Below are 26,144 nucleotides of genomic sequence, written 5' to 3'. Positions count from 1 at the left end.
TGATGGTTTTAGTCTATCTAAACCTATCTATGATCTAAAAATATGAAATATCCAGTTTGTTGGTTCTTATCCTCTGGGTTGATAGCCTCGACCTCTTTATGCTTCTCCGCAGCAACAGAAGAAATCTTAACTTCCGAAAATAGTTTCAACGGAAACGATGGCACGAATGCAACATTCACAACACGATCTACATCCAATAATGAGGGAACTATCTATAGATGTAGTGGAGATATTTGTATTGCCTATGCAGGGAAAGGAACTCCTCTAACAACTAGTTGTTTCACCCAGACTGCGGGAGATCTGACATTTATAGGTAATTGGCGTAAATTATGCTTTGAGAATATTACTACTGATACTGGAAATCCAAAACCTGCTGCTATTGATGTAACAGCTGAAAAAACTCTCCTTATTTCAGGATTTTCTTCTTTCTCATGTTCCTACTGTCCACCATCACAGAAATCAGCTATACAAGCAGCAGGAGCTATTAAATCTGTAGGAGAAGTAAAATTTGAAAATACTTTCAATGTTCTATTTCAAAAGAACCAATCTAAAGAAAACGGTGGAGCAATCAATTGTAAAGCCTTCTCGTTAACAGGCGTCACCGGAACTGCTAATTTTACAGACAATCAATCTGTAAAGAGCGGTGGAGCAATTTACGCAACAGGTACAACTACCATTTCTAGTAATAATAAAGTATTTTTTACGAATAATCATTCCGCAACCAATTGCTCCGGGGGAGCTATTAATTGTAGTGATACTACTAATCATCCAGAATTAAAATTAGAGAATAATAAAAATCTCATATTTTCAGATAATATAACCGAAACTAGCGGCGGAGCAATCTATGCTGATAAGTTAACCATTACGTCCGGCGGTCCTACTCTATTTTCTAATAACTCTGTACATCACACTACCTCACCCAAAGGTGGTGCTATTTGCTTAAAAGATTCTGCAGGAGAATGCAGTCTAAGTGCGAATCTTGGTGATATTACTTTTGTAGGGAATACCATAGTCGCTGATCAAAAACCTACTAGAAATTCTATAGATCTTGGTACTGATGGGAAATTCACTCAACTGAGAGCTAAAGACGGTTTTGGTATTTTTTTCTACGATCCTGTGACATCATCAGGAACACAAGCAACCAGCTTAACTATTAATCAGTCAGAAGGGAATTCAACCTATACTGGAAAAATTGTCTTCTCCGGAGAAAAACTAACTCCTCAAGAAAAACAAGAACCTAAAAATCTAAATTCAACATTAAAACAACCCGTCACATTATCTGCAGGATCATTAATTCTCAAAGATGGTGTAACTTTAGAAGCTAAATCTTTCACACAAACGGGCGGTTCTGTTGTTATGGATTTAGGAACTACATTACAGACTCCGAATGCAGATGGAGACAGTATAACCCTTACTAATCTCTTTATTAATGTTGCTTCGTTAGGCAATGGTGGAGTTGCTACTCCTGCTAAAATTAAAGCAACAACAACCGGAAAGAAAGTTACCATTAATTCGGTTAGCTTTGTTGATGATAATGGTAATGGTTATGACTACCCTATACTTGCCACAAACAAGCCTTTCACAGGTATAGAAATTACTGCAGCTACAGCTAGCACTCCTGATATTCCTGCACAAAATCTGACTAATTATGTTCCCCCAACTCACTATGGCTATCAAGGAAACTGGACAGTGACCTGGGCAGGAACCGGGGATACAAAAACCGCAACATTAATCTGGAACAAAACCGGTTACGCTCCCTCTCCTGAACGTCGAGGAACTTTAGTTCCTAATACGTTATGGGGAGCTTTTTCAGATGTAAGAGCAATTCAAAACCTTATGGAAGTTAATGCAAATGGTTCTAACTATCATAGAGGCTTCTGGGTATCAGGATTAGCAAACTTTTTACATAAAAGTGGTACTGCAACAAAACTTAGATTCCGTCACGATAGTGCTGGATACCTCTTGGGAGTATTTAATCAAACACCTTCGGAAGATATATTTAGTGCTGCATTTGGTCAGTTATTTGGTCGAGATAAGGATTATCTCGTCTCAAAAAATACTGCTAATATCTACACAGGATCTATCTACTATCAGCATATCTCATCCCTTGCTGCTTGGGAGAGATTATTAACCAGAGCTTTAGGTCTACAAGTAGCCTTAATTCTTGATGCTCAACTAACTTATAGTCATGCTTCCAATGAGATAAAAACAAATGCTCCTGGAACTGTTCCTCCTCAAGATACTATTTATTCACAAGTTAAAGGCGATTGGGGTAATGACTGCATTGCAGTAGAGCTTGGAGCTACAGCACCTATCGAATTAGGCTACGCTTTCTTTGATACATATGCTCCGTTTATGAAAGTTCAGTTCGTATATGCTCATCAAGAGGACTTTAAAGAACACAACAATGATAGAGGAAGACATTTTGAAAACAGTCATCTAACAAACGTCTCCTTACCTATAGGAATACGATATGAAAAATCTGCTAAAAACAATCGTTCTTCTTACAATCTAACACTTACTTATATTCCTGATATTGTCAGAAGCAATCCTAATTGCACAACCTCTCTTCTATCCAATCCTACTGGAGCTATTTGGACAACAACAGCAACAAACTTAGCCAGACAAGCTTTTGCTATAAGAGCAGGAAATTATAAGTCTTTTAGCAAGAATTTCGAAATCTTCAGTCAATTTAGTTTCGAACTCAGAGACTCTTCTCGAACCTACAATGTAGATCTTGGATCTAAGATCCAGTTCTAATTTCTCTCATCTTCCCTGCCCTATTCCGGGCAGGGGTTCTCTAAACACTCTATGTAATTCTATTGACTTTTAAATATCTTTGTGATCGTTTTAAGAAATCTCAAATCACCCAGAGCATGAATATATGAAACATCCAGTCTACTGGTTCTTAATATCTTCGGGGTTGATAGCCTCAACTTCTATGAGCTTAGCAACCCCCGTAGAGATAACATTACCCTCATCAGATAGTTATAACGGAAACAACTCACCAAACGCTACATTTACACCTAAAGAGACAGCTAATGCCACTGGAACAAAATATATATGTACCGGGGATGTGTGTATCGCAAATATAAGTACTCCTCAAAACAAAAGTTGTTTCTCAGATAGTCAGGGAGATTTAATTTTTCAAGGAAACAATCATTCGTTATGTTTTGAAAATATAAATACAACAACAAAACCGGCCGCTATTGAAGTGACTACTTCTGCAGGTAAAAATTTATCTGTGACAGGATTTTCTATGTTTTCATGCTCTTTCTGTCCACCTGGAACAACGGGTCAAGGAGCAATTAAATCTACGGGAACTACAACTTTTGACAATGATTCCAAGATTCTTTTTCAACAAAACTGCTCAACAGAAAATGGTGGAGCCATTACTTGCAAAGGTTTAACTCTACAAAACTCATCGAATTCTACATTATTTAGCGGTAACACATCTCAGAAACATGGCGGGGCAATACACTCTGAATCGACAACTAATATTATTAATAACAACAATATAGACTTTAGTAATAACAAAACAATCGGGAGTTCAGATTCTTCAGGTGGAGCTATTTATTGTAGTGAAACTTCTAACAACCCGGAGCTAAAATTCGAAGGTAATGGACAGCTAACTTTCCTAGGAAACTCATCCCAAGTTAGCGGGGGAGCCATTTACGCAAAAAAGCTTATTCTAACATCAGGTGGCCCCACCATATTTGCTAATAATTCTGTAACTGCAACAGCTGATCCTAAAGGTGGTGCCATTTGTTTAGACACTAGTGGTGAATGTAGTTTAACTGCCGATCGCGGAAACATTATCTTTGACGGGAATACTGTAACCACTTCCGGAAACTCAGGATCAAGCAAAAGGAATTCTATAGATTTAAATACAAGTGGGAAATTCACGAGATTGAATGCTAGAGATGGATTTGGTATTTTCTTCTATGATCCGATTGCAAATAACGGGGATACTGCTACTACACTAAATATCAATCAAACAGCCGATTCCATTAGTTATACAGGAAAAATTGTTTTCTCAGGAGAGAAACTATCACAGGAAGAAACCGGTAAGCCGGAAAATCTTTCTTCTTATTTTAAACAGCCTGTGACTTTGTCTTCTGGATCATTTATTCTTAAGGAAGGCGTAACTGTAGAAGCTAAGTCTTTCACCCAGACAACAGGATCTTCTGTCATCATGGACATAGGAACTACTCTACAAACTCCTGACAACGGTGGGGACATCATCAATCTCACAAATCTTTCCATTAACGTGACTTCATTCGGGGGGGGGGGGGTCGGCTCTTCTTCAACTGCTAAAGTCCATTCTCAAACAACAAGTAAAGCTGTTACCGTTACAGCTATAAGCTTCGTTGACAACGATGGTAACGGTTACGAATATCCTGTATTTTCTAAAACTCGAGATTTTGTTTCAGCAGTGACAATTCAAGCAGCAACAGGAACTACACCAACTATACCAGTAGCATCTAATTCTCCAGATCTTCCCCCATCGCATTATGGTTACCAAGGATATTGGACTACAGCTTGGAATAATGGCACTGACACCAAGTCAGCTAATCTAACATGGACACAAACCGGTTACCTCCCCAATCCAGAACGCCAAGGACCCTTAGTTCCTAATACATTATGGGGATCATTCTCGGATGTACGAGCTATTCAAAACCTCATGGATGTTAGTGTCAATGGCGCTGATTACCAAAGAGGCTTCTGGGTATCAGGTCTAGCTAACTTCTTACACAAAAGCGGCACTGCTACGAAACGTAAGTTTCGTCACAATAGTGCTGGATATGTTTTAGGAGCGTTTGTAAAAACACCTTCTGAAGACATCTTTAGTGCTGCTTTCTGCCAATTATTTGGTAAAGATAAAGATTACTTAGTATCTAAAAACAGTTCCAACATCTATGCAGGATCTATCTATTATCAGCATACTTCATTCTGGAGTGCCTGGGATAGACTGCTACAAAATACTATCGGTGCGCAAGCTCCGTTAGTACTCAATGCACAGTTAACTTATAGTCATACGTCTAACGATATGAAGACCAACATGACTCAACGTTATGCTCCTCCAAAAACAACATACTCAGAAATAAAGGGTGATTGGGGTAATGATTGTTTTGGAGTAGAGCTCGGAGCTACTGTGCCTATTGAATCTCAATATTCTTCCTTATTTGATATGTACTCACCATTCTTAAGATTCCAATTGGTTCATGCTCACCAAGAAGATTTTAAAGAAAACAGTAGCACTGAAGGAAGATACTTTGAGAGCAGTAATCTCACAAACCTCTCTATGCCTATCGGCGTGAAGTTTGAGAGATTCTCTGACAATGATAATGCTTCTTACAACTTAACTTTGGCTTATGCTCCGGATCTTGCAAGAAGCAACCCTGATTGTACAACTTCTCTGTTAATTAGCCCAACCACAGCTGTTTGGTTAACTAAAGCTACAAACTTAGCTAGACAAGCTTTCATTGTAAGAGCAGGAAATTATCTTTCCTTATCTTCTAACTTTGAAATCTTCAGTCAGTTCGGTTTCGAACTCAGAGGCTCTTCTCGAACCTACAATGTAGATCTTGGATCTAAGATTCAGTTCTAATTCCATCCACCTCCCCTGTCCCATTCCGGGACAGGGCCTCTCGGAACCCCTCTTCAATCTCCTTGACTTTTAAATATTTTTGTGATCGTTTTAGCCTATCTCAAATCACCCAGAGCATGAAATATGAAACATCCAGTCTACTGGTTCTTAATATCTTCGGGGTTAATTGCCTCGACCTCATTGAGTTTTGCTCAAGTAGAAAATCAAACCCTGTCTTCTAACGATAGTTTTAATGGCAACACTGCGGGTAATGATGTATTTAAACCCAAGGAAACCACAGGTGCAGATGGTACAAACTATACATGCGAGGGTGACGTGTGTATTACTAATGCCGGAAATCCGACAGCTTTAACAAGTAGCTGTTTTTCTCAAACGGCAGGGAACTTATCATTCATAGGCAATGGCCATTCCTTATGTGTTGAGTATATCACCACAGCCTCAAACAAACCTGGTGCCATTGAAACAGTTAATGATAAAACATTATCCGCCTCAGGGTTCTCTATGTTTAACTGCTCTTTTTGCCCCCCAGGAGTGACAGGATCAGGTGCTATTAAATCCGGTGGTGCTGCAACTTTCGATAATGATTTTAATATTCTGTTTAAGAAAAACTGTTCTTCAGCCTCTGGCGGGGCAATTTCTTGTAAAGGACTTACTTTGAAGGGAACTTCAGGAACTGCTAATTTCATAGAAAATAAATCTACAGACAATGGTGGCGCAATAGATGCTTCAGGGGTTAGTTCTATTACAGGCAACTCAGGAACTATTAATTTTTCAGGAAATACTTCTGCAAAACAAGGTGGGGCTATTCATTCAAATTCAACCACCACAATTTCTAATAACAATAGATTAGTTTTTTCAAAGAACTCAACTACAGGAGCTTCTACTTCCTCTGGAGGAGCTATCTATTGCAAGGAAGGTAGCGGTAATGCTTCTGAACTGAAACTAGAAGGTAACTCTCAGTTGATCTTCTCAGAAAATTCATCGACAACTAGCGGTGGAGCTATATTTGCAAAAAAGTTAACAATTACTTCTGGTGGAACAACCATATTCGCAAATAATTCTGTAACCCACACAGCCCCTAAAGGTGGAGCTATTTGTCTAGATGATACAAGCAGCGAGTGTAGTTTAACCGCGAAATCCGGCGATATTATCTTTGACGGTAATACCCTAATCACTACTAACGGAGGAGGTAGTACATCAAAAAGAAACTCTATAGATTTGGGAACTAATGGTAAATTCACAAAATTAAGCGCTAAGGATGGATTTGGTATTTTCTTCTATGATCCTATCGCCAATAATGGAGAAGCTTCTACCACGTTAAACATCAACCAGACAGAAAATTCCACTAACTATAATGGAAGAATTGTTTTCTCAGGCGAAACTCTCTCTACTACAGAAAAAACAATAACAGCTAACCTAACTTCAACATTTAAACAACCTGTTACACTTTCTTCCGGTGCTCTCATTCTTAAAGATGGAGTAACTTTAGAAGCAAAATCCTTCACTCAAACAGACGGTTCTGCTGTTATTATGGATGTAGGCACTACCTTACAAACTCCAACTACTGATGGCCAAACTATTACTTTAACAAATTTATCAGTTAACGTCGCCTCGTTGGGGGGGGGGTTACGCCCTCTTCGACTGCTAAAGTCTATTCTCAAACCGCAAGTCAAGACATTACTGTCACAGCTATAAGCTTTGTTGACGAAGATGGCAACGGTTACGAGTATCCCATATTCTCCAAAACTCGCGATTTTGCAAATACCATAACACTTCAAGCTACTACCGCACCAACAGCACCACAAACTCCTTCCATACCACAAACTCCATCAACCCATTATGGCTATCAAGGAAATTGGACTATTGCTTGGGCTAGTGGAACCAGTAATGATCAGCTAGCCACCCTAACCTGGACAGAAACAGGCTATCTCCCCAACCCTGAACGTCAAGCGCAGTTAGTTCCTAATACCTTATGGGGATCTTTCACGGACATGCGCGCGTTGCATCAACTTATGAGCATAAGCGCTACAGGTTTAGAACACGAACGTGGTCTTTGGGGAGCTGCTATTACAGATTTCTTACACAGAAAAAAAACAACGACAAGCAAGAAATACCGTCACGTTGGTGTTGGCTATGCTGTAGGCGCTAGCGTACAAACACCAACTGAAGATCTATTTTCTTTAGCTTTTTGTCAGCTCTTTGATCATGATAAGGATTATGTAGTATCTAAAAACCGTACACATGTGTATGCGGGTTCTTTGTTCTTTGAACATTTTCATATGCTACATCCTCAAGCCTACTTCATTAAAGCGGGATCGAAATTTCCTTCTTCGTTCTTAGCGAAACTTCCTGAAGATGTTCCTATGATTTTCAACATACTGTTTAGCTACAGCCATGCTGAAAATGATATGAAAACACGCTACACAAAGCGTTATTCTCCTAAACCTCTTACATATCCCGAGGTTAAAGGTAGCTGGGGAACTAATTGCTTCGCTGGTGAAATTAGCGGGAGTTTCCCCATGGAGCTTCCTGATTCCTACATCTTTGAGAGATTTGTTCCTTTCATGAAGGTACAGATGATCTACGGTGAACAGGAGAGCTTCCAAGAACCTACAAGTGAAGGACGTTCTTTTGAAAATAGCCATCTTGTGAACTTAGCTTTACCTATCGGAGTGAAGTTTGAAAATGTATCTTCAAATAACAAAGATACTTTCGATCTTACACTTGCCTATTCTCCAGATGTCTATAGGGATAATCCCCACTGCGCAACTTCTTTAGTTGTTACAGGAGCTGCTTGGGAAACAAAAGCTACCAACTTAGCTCGTCATGCTTTTGTAGTTCGTGCTGCTAATAACTTTACCTATTCAGAACATGTAGAGTTATTTGGACACGGAGGATTCGAACTTCGTGGATCTGCATATAGCTACAACTTTGATCTTGGTGGAAAAGTCCGCTTCTAAGATTTTTAATATTCCCTGCTTAACCTAAGCAGGGAATATCCCCCATATTTTCCACATCACTATATAGCAACTCTTGCTTTATTTTCGGATTTCCCCTATGTCCTGTAGAGCCGCAAAATATGCAGGGAATACTAATGAAAAACTCTATTTATGGGGTTTTACTGTTTTCCTCTTTTGCCTTGTCCATTGCTACCGAACTTCTTGCAGATGCCGATACTGTCAATCTTGCAGCTGGATTCAACGGCTCCTCTAGTGAAACTTTCGATGTAAAACAAACAAATAATGCTGACGGAACTACATACAATCTATCCAGTGCGATTTCGTTCTTAAACGTAAGCAAGTTAAATCCAGCAAATACAAGCTGCTTTGCCAATTCCGCTGGAGACCTTACGTTTACGGGGAATCGTCGTCTTCTCTATTTCGATGATATTATATCAACAGCAAAAGGTGCTGCCATCAGCACTACTGCAGATGCTAAGACTCTTACCATATCGGGATGTTTGAGATTAATTTTCCATGCGTGCCCTAGAGCAGAAATAGGAAATGGAGCGATTTATTCAAATAGCTCCATGTTAATAGAAAGCAATCTTGAAGGAAGCTTTGGATATAATAAATCTTCAGGGAAAGGCGGTGTTATTTGTTGTGAGAAAAGCACAACTGTAGGCGCAACATCACCTACATTAACAATGCAAAATAATGGTGAGCTTCTCTTCTTAGGGAACCTAGCCACATCTTCAGGTGGGGCAATTTATGCAGAAAAAATGCTTCTATCTACCGCAGGCAATACGGTTTTTCAATCTAACGTTACTAAAGATAAGGGCGGAGCTATTGCCATTGCTGCTAACGGAGAAATCAGCCTGTCTGCAGATAATGGCAATCTGACTTTTGAGAGAAATATCATAATCACAAATAATCAAACTATCCGTAATGCTATTCATCTAGAAGACGGAGCAAAGTTTCTTCAGCTACGCGCTGCTAAGAATAGATCCATTTACTTCTATGATCCGATTACTACTACAGGAGATATAGCTGATCGCTTAACTATCAATGCCCCTAACGGAGCTAATCCCTATGAAGGGACAGTTGTATTTTCCTCAGCAACATCTTATGTAGATTCACCTATTTCTAAACTCACCTCATTCTCTCAAGATCTTACACTAGCAGCAGGATCCTTAATTTTAGAAAAAGAAGTAAGCATAAAGGCAAAATCTTTCGAGCAGAATCCACAGTCCCTATTGTTCATGCATCCTGGAACCAAATTAGAGACCGTCAATAATATCTCAATAAAGAATCTTCATTTAGATCTTAAAGATATCGCAAATGCTCCTGCAATACTAACCGCAACTGCTGACGGTGCTGCTATTAATATCCGTGGGCCTGTGGTTATGCACCTCAATGATGAGATTTTTTATAATCAGGAAGCTTTGGCTAACACATTATCTTTTGAATGTTTAAATGTTGGTGCACAACATTTGGACAACATTATTATTGATGATATTCCTGACATTCCTACGATCACAATGGAAACTCATCGTGGATATCAAGGGAAATGGACGCTTTCTTGGGAAGAACAACCTGAAATTGTTATTGGTAACGTTGCATTACAACCTAATAAAAAGATGTCTTTAGTTTGGAAACCTTCTGGTTACATTCCTTTTGTAGGAGGCACAGGAGAGTTTAGCTCATCTTTAGTTCCTAATAGCTTATGGAATCTCTTTTTAGATACACGCTTTGCCCAACAGGCTATAGAAACCAACGCTCAATCATCAGGTAATAACCTTTGGATTTCATCACTCACCAACTCTTTCCGTAAAGGCTCTACTGACAATAACCATGGGTTTCGTCATAAGAGTTCGGGATATATTGCAGGAGGGAAACTACACACTCCTCAAGATGATATATTTAGCATAGGGATCTGTCAGCTATTTGGAAGATCTAAAGATTTTGGATCTGCAAAATCTAAAGATAAATTCTTCTCAGGATCATTATATGCTCAGCACTCGAGATATTTACTTCCTATTGCACGTTTCCTTGCGGGAACATCAACATACAAACCAAGATTCTTATTAAATATCCCTAAGGACTTCCCTATCAACTTTGATGCTCTCATAGGCTATAGCTATGGTAGAAATCATATGACAGTAAAATACTCTGATCGCACACGAACAACAAGTTCATGGAATACCTACGGGTATTCTGCCCAAATTGGAAGTTCTTTACCGTTTGCTTTGGATGTTTCCCATACATTTTTCCAATACATCTCTCCATTTATCAAATTACATTGGATTTATGCACATCAAGTCCAATTTCAAGAACAAGGAATAAAACGACGCTCTTTTAGTAATAGTAATTTAAAAAATCTCTCATTGCCAATTGGTTTAAAAATCCAAGGACAATCACTACATCGTCTCTCTTATGAACTCACTGGGATGTATATTGCCGATCTCTATCGTTGCAATCCTGAGAGTGTGACTTCATTAATATCTGGAGGCTTGCTCCCCTGGACAACAACAGCGACAAATCTTGGTAAACAAGCTGCTCTGTTGCAAGGATCAGGCAACCTCTCCCTTACATCACACATCAATATCTTTGCTCAAGGAACTGTAGAATTTCGCCGTTCCTCCTATAGCTACAACATGGATTTTGGCAGTAGGGTGCATTTTTAACAGTGTAAATCCCTGATATCAGGGATCTACACTCTTAATGACACCTTTGATACCGAATTAATCTGCTTTTTTGAGTAGGCATAACTGCTAAGGTTATGCCCACTCCTAAAAGCAGAAAACATTTTTTCCTATAAAACAACAGGGAATATACTATGAAAAACTCTCTCTACGGGTTTTTAATCTTTTCTTCTTTTACCGCATCTATGGCGTTTGCAGACGCTACCGACTTACCATCTTCGACGAGTTTTGATGGTTCTACAGGAGCTGGACAATTTACTCCGAAAGAAACAACAGCCTCTGGAGGAACTAACTTCACACTCACCGGTGACATAACCATTCAACATGTTAAATCAACAACACCAGCAAATACAAGTTGCTTTAAAAATTCTACAGGGAACATTACCTTCGCAGGAGCAAACTATTCTTTAATATTTGAAGATATCATTTCCACAGCTAAAGGAGCTGCTATCAGTAATAATACTGATGCAAAAACACTTACAATGTCAGGATTTAACATCTTATCCTTTATTGCTGCTCCAAAAGCAACCACAGGAAATGCAGCTATTTATAGTGTGGCATCAACAACTATCAAAGAAAATAAGAAGTTAACTTTTGATACAAACCACTCTATAGCAGCAGGCGGAGCTATCCATTGTGCAAAAACAGGATCAACAGCGGCAACGCTAACTCTTCAGCAAAATGAATCTATGATATTCAAAAACAACTCCTCAGCAACTACAGGAGGAGCTATTCATGCGGAGAAACTCGTCCTTAAAGCTGGCGGAGCTACCCTATTTGAAAATAATCACGCCACGCAAAAAGGCGGGGCAATTTCCATTGCTGGATCTGGAGAGATTAGCCTATCTGCAGATGACGGAAGTATTATCTTTAAAGGAAATACCATTACTGACGCAGGAAATAAGGTAAATAACGCAATTCATGTAGGAGCTAACGGGAAATTTTTAAAACTAGAAGCTAAAGAATCTCAGTCTATTCTATTCTATGATCCTGTGGTTGTTGAAGGAACAGCTGCTGATAATTTAGAAATTAATAAAACTTCAGGAGCAACCACCTACACAGGATCTATAATCTTTTCGGGAAGATATATAGAGAGTCCTCACAAAAGGAGAAAACACATTTCTAAATTCACACAACCTCTGACTCTATCCGCAGGATCTTTGGTTTTAGAAAAAGGTGCGCATTTAGAAGCTAAATCTCTAACACAAACTGCAGGATCTAAAGTTATCTTAGATCAAACGTCAAGTATAGAAACTAAAGAAAATATAGATATTAAAGAACTTTGGCTACGTCTTGATGAGTTCAAAAATCCTACAACAGCAACTATCTCCACAACAGGAAGTGCTCATACTGTCACTGTTAAAGGACCTTTAGGTATTTTTGCAGATCATGAAACCTTCTATGACAATCATGCTCTTGCCTATGACGTAAATCAAGAAGTCCTACAACTCTCTGATAAAGATATATCAAAAATTGCTTTAGTAGACATCCCCCAAGCAGTTAGGAAAAATATCGCTTCGCATCGTGGATATCAAGGCGATTGGACTATAGATTGGAAAACGATTCCAGGTTCTACAAATGCAGGCGTTACAACTTTAGGGACAAAAATAGCAACGATACATTGGAGACCTACAGGCTATATCCCTTTTGGAGGAGCTCAAGAAATCACCACTCCTTTAGTGGTTAACACTCTATGGGGAAATTTCTCAGACATTCGTAATTTAGAAAGAACAGTAGAGTCCTTAGCAACAAATTCTCTATCCTCTGAAGGATTCTGGGCTGCAGGAATTAAAAACTTCCTACATTCTAATAGCTCTGCAAAAAATTATGTCTTCCAACATAACAATGCTGGCTATGTCATTGGTATGAATAAACATACACTATCAGACAATGTATTTTCTGCAGCATTTTCCCAGCTATTTGGTAAGGATAGAGATGACGCTAATGGTCAAGTAGATCATCAAACACTTTCAGGATCTTTTTATGCACATCACGTAGGCTCGCTACCTATGTTGCGCTTCCTTTGTGGGGGATCTACAGATTGCCCTCCTGAACTTCAAGCATCTCCGTCTATCCCTGTTATTGTAAACGCTCAGCTAAGCTATAGCCATAGCAATAACCACCTTATAATAAATCACACAGACACAACGAAAACAACAGGCATGTGGTCTAACTATTCCTTAGCTACAGAACTAGGATCGACATTCATCTATACTCTGAGCAAATGCCCTTCTATACTTAAACACATATCTCCATTTGTTAAACTCCAAGGAGTATATTCTGAACAAAGGAAATTCACAGAAGAAGGACTACGTCGCTGCTTATTCTCGAGTACATATCTAGCTAACCTAGCTCTTCCCCTAGGGATTAAGATCCATGGAGTATGTCCTAGAGAACTCCTCGCCTATGATCTATCCGCTATGTATGTCCATGATGTATTTCGCATCGATCCTGAAAGTATGACACTATTTCTAATTGGAGGCTTGGCTCCTTGGGCTACACAAGCCACCAACTTAGATACCAAAGCTGTGGTCGTTCAAGGTTCTGGAAGATTCGCTGTTAGACCAAACATCGAAATTTTCGCAGAAGGTAACTGTGAACTACGCTCCTCATCTCATAGTTATAACTATGATTTTGGCGCTAAAATACATTTCTAGATCTCCCTTACTTCCTGCTCTTTAAGAGCAGGAAGTCCCCCCTTCTCCCCACAAACTCTCTTTGATAAGCTTGAAATTTTTTATTTTTTTATCTATTTCGCGAGATAGTCCCTCATAACCCAAGATACCTTCATGAAACTCTCTGTTTATGGGTTTTTACTCTCGTCATCCTTGCTATCCACCCACATAGCATTTGCTGAGAATGCCTCAGTATCCCCAGCAGTTCCGCAAAATGTTCCCGCAGCAGGAGCTAGTAAAACCATCACTGAGCTAACTGAAGGTTTCGATGGGTCTGTGAATCCACCAAAAGAATTCACATCGAAAGCAACAAGTAATGCGGCAGGGACAACTTATAGCCTAACTACTGATATTTCTTTCACGAATATTACAACACTTACTCCTACGCCTCCTCCACAACCAGCATCTGGGAGTAAAACTAATGAAGGAAGCTGCTTCAGTAATACTGCTGGAGATTTAACTTTTTCAGGAGCCACTCACTCACTCACATTTGAAAATATCTCCCTAACAGCAAAGGGTGCTGCCATTAGCAACACAGCATCTGGAACAACACTACAGTTAACCAATCTTACTAATCTTACTTTCTCCAATTCTCCAGGATCTTCTGTTTCTACAGGTAAGGGAGCTATTTATTGTGAAGGATCCTCACTTAAAGTAATTAACAACGGAAACGTTACGTTTTCAAATAATCATTCCGAAGAAAATGGTGGAGCAATTTGTTATAAAGCAGCAACCGTTTCTCCACCAGTCTCTCCTCCTCCGCAACCTCAGCCACAGCCACAACCATCTCCCATAACAACTGTAACTACGCCCCCAACAACAATTGCACTACCAAATACTCCTATTCTCTCGTCTTCCACTGCACCAACACAACCTCCCGGAGGTAGTGGGAGTCCTGGTAGCCCTAGTGGTCCTGCTCCAGCCCCCGATGTTCCAGGTTCTGGAGCACAACAAGCAGCTCAAAATACATTCACCTTCGGTGGTAATGATAGTCTAACATTTTCAGGCAATTCGTCTGATAAATGTGGTGGGGCGATCTATGCTCATGATTTAATCATTACCGCTACTGGTCAGACATTATTTACTAATAATACCGCTAAAGAGAAGGGTGGCGCCATTGCTATTGCTGATGGAGGTACAATTTACTTATCAGCAGAGGGGGGCGATATTATCTTTGAGGGAAATACAGCAAAAGACAATACGCCCAATGCTATAGATCTTGGATCTACTGCTAAATTTGGAGATTTATGTGCTTTAAAAGGTCGCTCTATAATCTTCTATGACCCAATTACATCAAACGGTACAGATGTTTCTGATAAATTAATAATCAACGGTCCGGTTACACAGCCTGCTCCCTCTCGCGGAGGTTCTTCAACACCAACTGTGAGATCCGCAGCAGCTGTTCAACCAGTACCTAGACTTTATGAAGGCACTATAGTTTTCTCAGGTAAAAAGCAAAATACATCGAAGACTAAAGCATTAACTAATGCCTCTAGCTTAAAACAACCTGTAGAACTAGCTGCTGGAACACTTGTCCTAGAAGATGGAGCTCTATTTTCTGCAAAATCTTTCTCTCAAAAAGATACTACTTCAACAGTTGTATTAGAACAAAACACGCAATTACAGGTATCCGATTCAATAGATTTGAAAAACCTATGGATAGGAGTTACAAATGTAAATTCACCAGATTTTGCAAGAGTTAGTACTACAGGAAGTACCGGAACTGTCAAAGTTACAGGAGCTATCACACTTGCTGTTTCTGATCCTAAATTTTATGAAAATCCAGATCTTGCTAAACAGCTTAATAAAGAATTCATAAAAATATCAGCACAGGGAAGTGTCACTATTACCGACAGCCCTAACACACCTAATCAAGATATCTCCTCACACCTAGGTTATCAGGGTGTGTGGCAATTGACCTGGGCAGATGTTCCATCTGGAGGCTCAGGTCAACCAACTGAAAAAGTAGCCACCTTAGGTTGGCAACCCCAAGGTTACCTCCCCACTCCTGGAGATACACAAAGCTACACCTCTTTAGTTCCTAATAGCTTGTGGGGAATGGTTTCTGATGTTGCTGCTATCCAACGTTTAATTGAAGGAGAAGCAAATTCCGCACAGGGCAAGGACATCTGGGGTGCAGGATTATCTAACTTCTTAAAAGGTAAGAAAACAGATAAGAATCGCAAGTTCAGAAATTTCAGCTCTGGCTATGCTGTAGGAACAAGCTCTCAATCCCTTCATGGTTTTAAATTCAGCTTTGGTTTTTGCCAGCTATTTGGAAGAGCTAAAGATTACGCAGGTGCAAGGATTCATGAGAAAATTCTTTCAGGATCTTTGTATACACAATATGACACAGAGCTATTACCTATTTTAAAATTCCTTGCAGGAACGTCCGTATTCAGACCAAAAATTTTAAAACAGATAACTGATGATTTTCCAGTAACCTTCCAAGCACAATTTGGTTATTTTTACGGAGACAACTCCATGAAAATAAAATACCTCGATGCTACACAAACAAACAGCTCTTGGGAAAACCATTGTTACTCTGGAGATATTGGTACATCTATAGCTATTCCTATACAGAGTAAAGATGGCATTATCCAAATGGCATCGCCGTTTGTAAAAGTACAAAGTGTCTACGTATATCAAAAAGGATTCCATGAAAAAGGCTTAAGACGTAGAGCTTTTGATCATACCTATTTGACAAATATCTCTATACCTTTAGGGCTGAAAGTTTATGGAGATTCTGTATCTAAAGATCTCCATTACGAACTCTCTGCAGCTTATGTAGGTGATGCTTACCGTCATAATCCTAAAAATACAACAACACCAATTGTAACGAATGTTGTTGCTACACCATGGATAACAACCGCCACAAATCTACAAAGACATGCAGCAAGATTCCAAGGTGCTGGAGATTATGCCCTAACCTCATATATCCAGCTATTTGCTCAAGGAAGTATCGAGCTACGTAAATCTGCAAGAAGCTATCACGCTAATGCAGGTAGCTCTATCCATTTCTAAAGGATTTCCTCTGCTCTATAGGAGCAGGGGAAATATATTCATGAAAAATCTATCTGCTCTAATCCTTTAGATATAAATATCTTTAGAAAAACATCCCCTATTAATCTTGATTAATTTCAGAAATTTTTCTATGTGAGGAAAGGCTTTTTCTCATTTCCCTCCCCTAAGCAAAAAAAACATTCTAAAAATATACTTTTATACCATATGACGCAAAGACCTAACCCATGGATTTTTTGCTGCTGTGCTATGTCCTGTTTGTGTTTTTCACCAGCATACTCTGCTGTGTTAAAAACACTCACCTCTGCTGATAATTTTAACGGCATAAACAATGCGGCTTTTTCTATTAAAGCTTCTGACAATGACGAAGGAACAACCTACATCTTATCCGACAATATTTTAATACAAAATGTCGCCGTTACTAAACCTGAAAATAGTAGCTGTTTTAAAAATACCAAAGGAGACCTAATCTTTAATGGCAATAACCGAAATTTAACCTTCGATAAAATTACCACTACAGCCGAAGGGAAAATGATTTGCAATTCTGCGGGAACCTTCCTTACCTTATCATGCTTCTCCAAGCTTGCGTTTTTAGAATCTAACAACTTAAGAACAGGGAAAAGCGCAATCAGATCTAAAGGATCTTTAATGTTTAGATCCAATGATCAGATCATCTTCTCAGAGTGTTACTCATCAGATAAAGGGGGTGCTATCCATTGTATACCTACTCCAGGATCACGAAACACATGTTCCTTATCATTTCATAGAAATCGCGGGATAACATTTTCTAATAATACATCCGTTCAGGGTGGTGGAGCTATTTATGCTAAACAAATGCGTCTAACCGCTATGGGCCCCACTCTATTTCTTAATAATACAGCTTCAGGAGATGTCAACTCAAGACCCGCCGGGGGCGCTATTGCCATTGCTCCTAATGGAGAGCTTTCTTTATTTGCTGAGGAAGGAGATATTATCTTCGAGGGAAATAGGACAATAAGAGGCGGTCATGGCGGCCATATTGAAAGAAATGCTATTCATTTAGAAAATGATGCATTTATTAGCTATATAGGTGCTGCTGAAGGGAAAATCATTAAATTCTATGATGCTATTACTGCCACGTCTTCTTCTGATGTTCCCCTCCTAATCAATCAAATAACAGGCGGGGCCATCTATAAGGGCACAGTGTTTTTCTCTTCAGGGGCATGTACTCATACTTGTTCTTCACTGGCTTCCATAAATATGTCTAGAATTTTACAGGATGTAATACTAGCAGGAGGCACTCTAGACTTAAGTTCAGGTGCCATTCTTGGAGTTTTGAACTTTATTCAACGTCCTGACACAACATTTATTCTAGACCAAAGTACCATGCTTAGAGTACACGGAAACGCTGAACTTTTAAATATTACTATTCCTGTGAAACTTTCTATTTTAAATCCGAAACCAAAAGATCCGAAAATAAAGTTTCATTCCTTATCATATCGACAACCGGGGCAGATTTTAATTCTATCAGGAGATAAGAAAATATCTCTATCGGGATCTATGAATATCGATATTCAAGATGAAGATTTCTATGAAAATATAGAGTTAGCAAAATCTGTAAAAATTCCCCTAATTAAAATTGAAACTCGTGAATTAGATCTTGCACATACAGAAGTTAATCGTATTAATGTTTCAATGGATCCCTATGGGTATCAAGGATCTTGGAAACTCGAATGGTTAGAACAAGCACCGAAACCAATAAATACACGTTCAAGAACGAATGCAGAAAAAATTGCTCATCTTGTCTGGACACCTAAACATTATCGACCACGTCTGATTGATTCCCAGGGAAATTCCTTAGTCCCCAATAGTCTGTGGAATGCTTTCGTAGATATCCGCGGTATCCATAACCTTATGGACACCGTTTCTGATGGCAGCTTATATCGCAATGGCTTATGGGTTTCAGAAATCTCTAATTATTTCCATAAAGATCATCATAAAGATAACCACGGCTTCCGTCATACCAGCGGAGGCTATGCTTTAGGGCTATCACAACAAACTCCCTCTAAGGATATTTTTAGCATAGGCTTTTTCCAAATGTTCGGGGTTTCTAAAGATGCCTCTTTAGCAAAAAATCGTGAAAATATTCTCGCAGGATCTGCATATTTGCAGCATAGCACACCTATAAAACCTATCCTAAATTGGTCTTTAGGGAACCTGTTTGCTCGTCCTGAATTCTTATCCAAGATTTCTTCAGATCTCCCATTAATTTTAAATCTTCAAGCAACGTACAGCCATAGTAAAAATAAACTCACGATAACACGAAAATCTTCAGAAATTACTCATGGGTATTGGAATACCCATTGTGTAGGTGCTGAACTAGGATCTTCTCTATCCTTTGATTTCCACGAAGAGCATAATATCTTCCATCACATCCTTCCCTTTATGAATCTTCAAGGTGTCTATGCCTATCAAAGGAAATTTAAAGAAGAAGGAGAGAAAAAACATGAAATTACCAGTAGTAAATTAGGAAATGTCTCTCTACCTATCGGTATACGTTTGGAAGGACATAACTCGCGTTGGCCTATTTTCTATTCGACATCTGTAGCCTTCATTGCAGATCTATTCCGACAAAATCCATGTTCTACAATTACCTCCACCTACGCACCTTTTGCTACATGGAAAACTTCAGGAACAAATCTCTCAAGGCAAGCACTAGCAGCGCAATTGTCGATGCATTGTGCAATCTTAGATAACATTACGCTATTTTCAAAATGCTGTGCAGAGATACGCAAATCTTCACAATACTATTTAGGAGATATCGGTAGTCAGTTCTTATTTTAAGACATAACATTTAAAAAGCATGACATCTTAAGAAATTCAGAAAAATTTTTTATAAAAAAATTTCTGAATTTCTTCTATGGCTCAACTTGCAATATTTTCGGAAGAATCTCTCATGTAATGATCATTCTCACAGAGAGAAAATCAATAAAAACTCCCATCTACACAATAGATTATCAAACAATATAAAGCTTTTAATGCTAAGCATTTCATTGAAATGCTTTCCTATCCTATTGATCTTTTAATACTTTTTATTTATTAGCAAAATCAATCTTGTTGCATCCTCTTGAGCAAATGAAAGCGTCTCTCCGTAAGTTTCTAATTTCAACAACGCTAACACTTCCTTGTTCATTCCAAGCCTTTTCTTTGGAAATCGTAGTTCCTAACGGAACTTACGATGGTAACCTTAGAGAAATGTTTCCCTATACGATTACATCAAATGCTGAGGGAACTACGGCGATATTGTCAGGAAATCTGAATCTTTTAAATCTTGACAATTCAATGGTAGCAACACCTTCAAGTTGTTTTTTCAACTCCGTTGGGCCCATGACAATTGTGGGTAAAAACCATAATCTAACATTTACAAACCTGCGCACATCGGTAAACGGTGCTGCCCTAAGCTCTATTCCGGCAACAACTCCCGAATCGTTCCCTTATACGATTACGGGGATGAATACCCTGTCGTTTTCTAACTGCGTAGCCTTAATGGCTCGTACCACTCCTGCAAATACTCCAACGAATCCAAAAGGCGGGGCGTTATACTCCAAAGCTCCTGTATTTCTACAGAATATTCAGAATCTGATATTTAAAAATAATAGCGCTGCAGATAATGGTGGTGCTCTATGGGCACAAGTAGTAGGAATTAGCAATATCAAAAAATCTATGCAATTCCTTAGCAACGTCGGTGCAAACGGCGGAGCTATCGGTGCATCTAAAAGTCTAGATGTTACACAATGCCCTTCTATTCTCTTCAGATCAAACTCTGCTGAGAAACTTGGCGGTGCTATTCATTCGGTTGATCCCACTACAGCAGGAAGTCCTCCTCCTCCAGCAAACGGACCAGTAAATACTGTCGTCAGTTTTTCAGGAAATGGTGCCATACAATTTGACGCGAATAATGCGAAATCCGGTGGAGCTATTTATTCCAAAGGGAACATCAACTTCACAAATAACGCACAATTACTCATGCAGAATAACTCTGCATCTCCTGAAGTTGCTGATAATAATGAAGTATTAGGACAAGGTGGGGCTATTTTCTGTATAAAACAGACTACAACACCTCCTGCTCCCACCTCTCCAGAGTTCACAGGATTAACTATAAGCAATCAAAACGAAATCTTCTTTGCTAATAACTTCGCTGCAACCGCAGGTGGAGCTATTTATGGAGAAAAAGTCAGCATTACCTCTTCAGGAAAAACGGTGTTTACAAACAACATCTCAAAAGATGGTGGTGCCATCTATATCCCCTCTGGAGGAACTCTAAGCTTATCTGCTGATTATGGGGATATGATTTTCTATGAAAATCTAAAAAATGATGGCAGTACTACCACAAGAAATGCCATCAACTTAGAAAAGGGAGCAACCATTACATTATTAGCGGCCTCTGGAGATCATAAACTCTGTTTTTATGATCCTATTGTGACTACACTTCCAGAAACAGCTCCTAACGGCAATAATACTCTAACTATCAACCAAGATAGACAACAGAATACTCCTTTTACTAACTACATCGGAACCGTACTATTCTCTGGAGCCCATGTAACTTCTGCGACGGACACAAAGAATTTTGAGTCAACTATCTATCAAAAAGTGGTTCTAGGTGGCGGGAAACTTGTTTTAGCTGATAAAGCAAACCTATCCGTTGTTTCCTTTGAACAAGAAGCTGATTCTATTCTCTTAATGGATAATGGAACTACCCTAGCAATTACAGAGCATTCTCACACAACTGCTGCTGCCGCGGGAGGTGGTGGAGGTGGTGCTGGAGCAGGCGGTGCCGCAGCTCCCACCAATCAAGATAATGCTAACGGAACCATCTCAATAAAAGATCTCCATATCAACGTTAGTTCTCTTACACAACCCGGTGAAGGAGCTAAAATTGAAACAAAAAATACTGCAGGATCTATTACATTAACAGGCCATATATCCCTAGATGATGTCTCAGGAACTGCTTACGAAAATCACGATCTTTTCAATAAAGATACTATTACTCTCAAAGTGCTTTCTCTTTCTACAGCAGGGGATAATAAAACTACTACAGATGCTCTTACACTCACTCCTAGAGGAGATGCTGAGCCCCAATACGGTTATCAAGGATCTTGGAAACTTACATGGGAAGACGGTACAGGTAGTGATGCCAATAAAAAGAAAACCTTAAAAGCCACTTGGACAAAAACAGGATTCATTCCTAGTCCTGAACGTCAAGCATCTTTAGTTCCTAATAGCTTATGGGGAGCTTTCATAGACCTACGTTCTATGAATGCCCTAGCTACAGCAAGCTGTGATGGCTTTGGCTACGGTAAGGGTTTATGGGTGGCTGGTCTTTCCAATGTCTTCCATCATGATCGCAACAGCGTATCCCATGGTTTCCGACGTATTAGCGGGGGCTACGTTATTGGAGCAAATTCACAAACAATTTCTGATTCTGTATTTGGAGTAGCCTTCTCCCAGGTATTCGGTAAATCTAAAGATTACGTAGTCTCCACAACAAAATCACAAGCTATAGTAGGTAGTGCCTACCTATCCATAAAACATCCGTTAAGCAACACTATCTTCACATCCTTTGCTGCAAGAATTAACTACAGCCATACTAACGAAGATATGAAAACACGCTATACCTTCATGCCTGAAGAAGATGGCAATTGGGATAACAATTGTTGGTTAGGAGAAATAGGTGGAAGCTTACCTATTGTTTTACAAACCACTAAATTACATCTAAATCAATTTGTTCCTTTTGTGAATGTTCAGCTTGGCTATGCTGAACATGGATCCTTTAGAGAAAAACTTGCAGAAGCACGCTCATTCTGTTCGTCTCGTTTGATTAACTTAGCGATTCCTTGTGGATTTAAAATTGATAGGCGTTCCCACTCCCATCCGGATTTTTATAGCTTAGCTATATCCTACGTTCCTGATGTATGGAGAAGGAATCCAGGATGTGACACTTTATTACTTGCAAACGGATTCCGCTGGAAAACACCTGCAACAAATCTAGATAGACATGGTTTATTGATGCAAGGATCCACACATACAGCTGTGAACAATAATATTGAAATCTTTAGCCATGGCAGTTGCGAATTACGTAGATCCTCACGCAACTACAATATAAATGTAGGAAGTAAATTTCGATTCTAAATACTACTAACGATAGGGTTGAGGCATGCCTCTTTCTTTAAGATCTTCTTCTTTTTGCTTTTTGGCTTGCTTATGCAGCTCGGGGTGGGTTTCTGCCCAAACCATAAATCAAGCTAAGCTTACGCCTCCTTTGTATGATATAGGAGAAGCTTTCCACCTGACTTCGAATTGTTTCATTGAAGATGCCTATGGAGCTAAGTTCCCCTCATCTTTCTTAGGATCGAGCACAAACTTCACTATATTCGGAAGAAATCGCTCACTAACATTTGCGCAATGTCATGCTCCTGTAAAAGAAGGTTCATCGTTAATCTCAGCTACAGAAGCACTGACATTGACAAATCTTTCTAAGCTTGTTCTTAACGAAAACGTCTCTACAGGAAAGAATGGCCTTATCTCAGGGAAAAATATCTCAGTCACTTCCTCAAGATCCGTAATAGTTACAAATAACAGAACCCCCTATACTCCTGTAGTTACTAGCGTTACCACTCCTAACGCCTCAACCACAGTAAACTGTTTTTGCGGTTCTGCAATTCGTACAGAGACAAAATTAGATATTACGAAAATTCGTGGTAATATTACCTTTGATAGCAACTCCGGAAACTTCGGAGCAGCTCTCCTTAATGATACGGCAGCCACCTGCAACATTGAGAATAACTCCGCAGCAATCTCTTTCTCTCAAAACTTTGCTGCTTGTGGTGGAGGAGCTATTTATGACGGAACGATTACCTTTAAGAATAACTCCGGACCGATTACCCTAGCGGGAAACACTGCAGCAAATGGATTACTAACAACTACTCCCACTCCTGCTAAAGTTATAGGTGCAGGTTGTGGAGGTGCGATTTGCGCACCAACAAAGTCTGTGAGCTTTGCTAATAATACTGGTGAGTGTGCCATAAATTATAACCTTGCTGAAAAAGACGGCGGGGCAATTTATGCGACTACATGTGATCTTACAACTAGTTCTAATACCTATTTAAATAAAAATGCTGCCAAAGGAAACGGTGGAGCTATCTGTACAAAGGCTCTTACTATAAATTCTAAAGGCCCTATGGTGTTCTTTAACAACAGGGCAGAGAAAGGTGGGGCTATTTATGTTGCTTCTACTGTTGGTGAAACTAATAATCCTCCAAATTCAACGTTAAGTTTAACAGCAAGTTCTGGGGATATGGTCTTTATCGGCAATATGCTCGACAATCGTCCAGGAACACGTAATGCTATCCAAGTTGAAGGAGATGGTAAAATCACCTCTCTTAATGCTACAGGATTATCTAATATAATCTTTCATGATCCTATTACAAATAAGGGTCCCACAACTACAAATCCCACAACTTTAGACACGATTAAAATCAACTCTACTGGCTTTGCTGGATCAGTAAAATTCACTTCAGAGACACTTACCATATCAGAGAAGTTAAACCCAGCAAACTCTACAACTTCCTTATTTGGTAAAGTTGTTATTGAAGACGGTCAACTTGTTGTAACTAACAATGCTACAGTCAATGTTCTTGGTTTAACTGCAGAAACAGGCAGACTAACTTTAGGTTCTGGAGCATCTGTTGGCTTGCTTACAACAACAAATAATCAGCCTACTCCAGAAAACTTTAGCATTAAAAAATTAGGTTTTGATGTTAAGTCTTATCTAAATCCCAATTATACCACCGCCACTGTCACAACATCTAATAGTAAGACAATTACATTAGAAGGTTCTTTAGATGTTGTTTCTGAGGATAACGAAGATCTCTATGATAATCCCTTATTGTTAGCCTCATTGTCTATTCCTATAGCTACCTTCACAAGTAATAACGGTAGCGCTACTGATCCAATAAAAACGAACTTCACCGTAGGAGATCTTGCTGTTTCTCAACATTACGGCTATCAAGGAGTGTGGTCATCTACATGGACAACACCATTACTAGCTCCTACACCTAATGGCGGCATCCCAACAGGAACAAATAATCGTACTCTCTATGTTGTATGGAGACCAGATCCCGCCTACCATGCTCCCTATGTTTTAGATCCTGAACGTCGTGGAGAACTTGTATCCAATACCCTATGGACTTCCTTCTTAGCAACGCAGGCATTCTCAGAAGCTTTAGAAGAAACCTTCCTTTCTGAACACGAAGGTGTTCTTGTTTCTGCAAAAGCTATCGGTAGCTATGTCCGTCATCCTGTACAGAAGACACATGATGGATTTAAAGGAAGATACGGAGGTTATCAAGCCTCTATTGGTATCCATTATCCTGATGATGCTTCTGTAGGCTTAGCTTTTGGTCAGCTTTATGGTCAGGTAAAGAGCAAACCTTACGATGCACAAAGTACAGAACAAATCAGTTTAGTTGCTTTCTTCGGGAAATTCCCCGTTGTTACAGAAAATACTGCAACGAGCATCTCCTGGGAAGCTTCATATGGTTACGCAGTAAACCATATGAAAACAAATTACCTAAACTCCATCACGCAAAGAACCAGAAAGTCTAAGGGACGTTGGCATAACAATACATACTATGCTTCCGTATCTGTAGAACATCCGTTCTTAACATGGTGCACTCTTACACGTAAAGTTGCTCGTGATCTTGAGCTCTCAGGATTTATATCCGCAGAGTTTATGGGTGGTTGGCAAAATGCATTTTCTGAAAAAGGTGCGCTACCACGTAGTTTTTCTAGAGGTCGTGGGCACAACATTACCCTACCTATTGGATTTACTTCCGAATGGTACACACCATTTAAAAAGGCACCTTCAACTCTGACATTAAAACTCGCTTATAAGCCTGATGTCTATAGAGTGAACCCACATAACGTAATCACTATCTTAGCTAACGGTGAGAGTATTCCTATAACGGGAGCACAAATCCCTCGTAATGGATTCTACCTACAGATGCATGACAGTGTAGAACTCTCCCAACACGCTACAGGATTCGTAGATTACGTATTTGATTCGAAAAAATCTTATGCAGGCCATCGCATCACGACAGGACTGCAAGGAAGATTTTAAACACCTACCGAGAGAAATTTTCTTTGCCCTAGGGGA

At 39.4% G+C, this 26,144-nt stretch carries 10 protein-coding genes and 1 pseudogene; all 11 read left to right on the top strand.

All coding sequences use genetic code 11. The features are described 5' to 3' along the window. The first annotated feature begins 42 nt into the window (after positions 1–42). The 11 genes and pseudogenes from H9Q19_RS03895 to H9Q19_RS03850 all read left to right on the top strand — a co-directional run bounded on the left by H9Q19_RS03895 (position 43) and on the right by H9Q19_RS03850 (position 26,108). Positions 43–2,760 (top strand): autotransporter domain-containing protein, encoded by a 2,718-nt coding sequence (locus H9Q19_RS03895; RefSeq protein WP_213240491.1) that lies wholly within the window; start codon positions 43–45, stop codon positions 2,758–2,760. A gap of 124 nt (positions 2,761–2,884) precedes the next feature. Beyond that, entirely contained in the window at positions 2,885–5,611 is a 2,727-nt protein-coding gene (locus tag H9Q19_RS03890; protein WP_213240489.1) for an autotransporter domain-containing protein, read from the top strand. Between the two features lie 123 nt (positions 5,612–5,734). Next, positions 5,735–7,306: an autotransporter outer membrane beta-barrel domain-containing protein gene (locus H9Q19_RS03885; protein ID WP_213240487.1), complete on the top strand. Its 1,572-nt coding sequence runs from the start codon at positions 5,735–5,737 to the stop codon at positions 7,304–7,306. Continuing rightward, positions 7,288–7,464, top strand: a pseudogene (locus tag H9Q19_RS05390) (autotransporter domain-containing protein); the annotation flags it as partial. The gene H9Q19_RS03885 and the pseudogene H9Q19_RS05390, both read left to right, overlap by 19 nt. A 138-nt stretch (positions 7,465–7,602) precedes the next feature. Further along, positions 7,603–8,571, top strand: coding sequence for an autotransporter outer membrane beta-barrel domain-containing protein (locus H9Q19_RS03880; protein ID WP_249324541.1), 969 nt, complete (start codon positions 7,603–7,605; stop codon positions 8,569–8,571). 134 nt (positions 8,572–8,705) lie between these two features. Then, positions 8,706–11,237, top strand: coding sequence for an autotransporter domain-containing protein (locus H9Q19_RS03875; protein WP_213240485.1), 2,532 nt, complete (start codon positions 8,706–8,708; stop codon positions 11,235–11,237). 152 nt (positions 11,238–11,389) lie between these two features. Continuing rightward, on the top strand, positions 11,390–13,912 hold the full coding sequence (locus H9Q19_RS03870) for a polymorphic outer membrane protein middle domain-containing protein (protein WP_213240483.1): 2,523 nt from the start codon (positions 11,390–11,392) through the stop codon (positions 13,910–13,912). 132 nt (positions 13,913–14,044) lie between these two features. Next, on the top strand, positions 14,045–16,954 hold the full coding sequence (locus H9Q19_RS03865; protein ID WP_213240481.1) for a polymorphic outer membrane protein middle domain-containing protein: 2,910 nt from the start codon (positions 14,045–14,047) through the stop codon (positions 16,952–16,954). 255 nt (positions 16,955–17,209) lie between these two features. Continuing rightward, positions 17,210–19,774 carry a polymorphic outer membrane protein middle domain-containing protein gene (locus H9Q19_RS03860; RefSeq protein ID WP_249324531.1) on the top strand — a complete coding sequence of 855 codons (2,565 nt, stop codon included), beginning with the start codon at positions 17,210–17,212 and terminating at the stop codon, positions 19,772–19,774. 291 nt (positions 19,775–20,065) lie between these two features. Continuing rightward, positions 20,066–23,119 carry a polymorphic outer membrane protein middle domain-containing protein gene (locus tag H9Q19_RS03855; RefSeq protein ID WP_213240477.1) on the top strand — a complete coding sequence of 1,018 codons (3,054 nt, stop codon included), beginning with the start codon at positions 20,066–20,068 and terminating at the stop codon, positions 23,117–23,119. 25 nt (positions 23,120–23,144) lie between these two features. After that, positions 23,145–26,108, top strand: a complete 2,964-nt coding sequence (locus H9Q19_RS03850; protein WP_213240475.1) for a polymorphic outer membrane protein middle domain-containing protein — start codon at positions 23,145–23,147, stop codon at positions 26,106–26,108. The last annotated feature ends 36 nt before the right edge of the window (positions 26,109–26,144 follow it).

The organism is Chlamydia crocodili (assembly GCF_018343815.1).
GTDB lineage: Bacteria > Chlamydiota > Chlamydiia > Chlamydiales > Chlamydiaceae > Chlamydia > Chlamydia crocodili.
Note: the sequence above shows the minus strand (reverse complement) of the source record. Positions and strands in the feature narration are given on the sequence as shown.

Bases quoted from the DNA above. Each gene is read 5' to 3' on its own strand.
- H9Q19_RS03895 (WP_213240491.1), top strand. From the start codon at position 43: ATGAAATATCCAGTTTGTTGGTTCTTATCCTCTGGGTTGATAGCCTCG.
- H9Q19_RS03890 (WP_213240489.1), top strand. From the start codon at position 2,885: ATGAAACATCCAGTCTACTGGTTCTTAATATCTTCGGGGTTGATAGCC.
- H9Q19_RS03885 (WP_213240487.1), top strand. From the start codon at position 5,735: ATGAAACATCCAGTCTACTGGTTCTTAATATCTTCGGGGTTAATTGCC.
- H9Q19_RS03880 (WP_249324541.1), top strand. From the start codon at position 7,603: ATGCGCGCGTTGCATCAACTTATGAGCATAAGCGCTACAGGTTTAGAA.
- H9Q19_RS03875 (WP_213240485.1), top strand. From the start codon at position 8,706: ATGAAAAACTCTATTTATGGGGTTTTACTGTTTTCCTCTTTTGCCTTG.
- H9Q19_RS03870 (WP_213240483.1), top strand. From the start codon at position 11,390: ATGAAAAACTCTCTCTACGGGTTTTTAATCTTTTCTTCTTTTACCGCA.
- H9Q19_RS03865 (WP_213240481.1), top strand. From the start codon at position 14,045: ATGAAACTCTCTGTTTATGGGTTTTTACTCTCGTCATCCTTGCTATCC.
- H9Q19_RS03855 (WP_213240477.1), top strand. From the start codon at position 20,066: ATGAAAGCGTCTCTCCGTAAGTTTCTAATTTCAACAACGCTAACACTT.
- H9Q19_RS03850 (WP_213240475.1), top strand. From the start codon at position 23,145: ATGCCTCTTTCTTTAAGATCTTCTTCTTTTTGCTTTTTGGCTTGCTTA.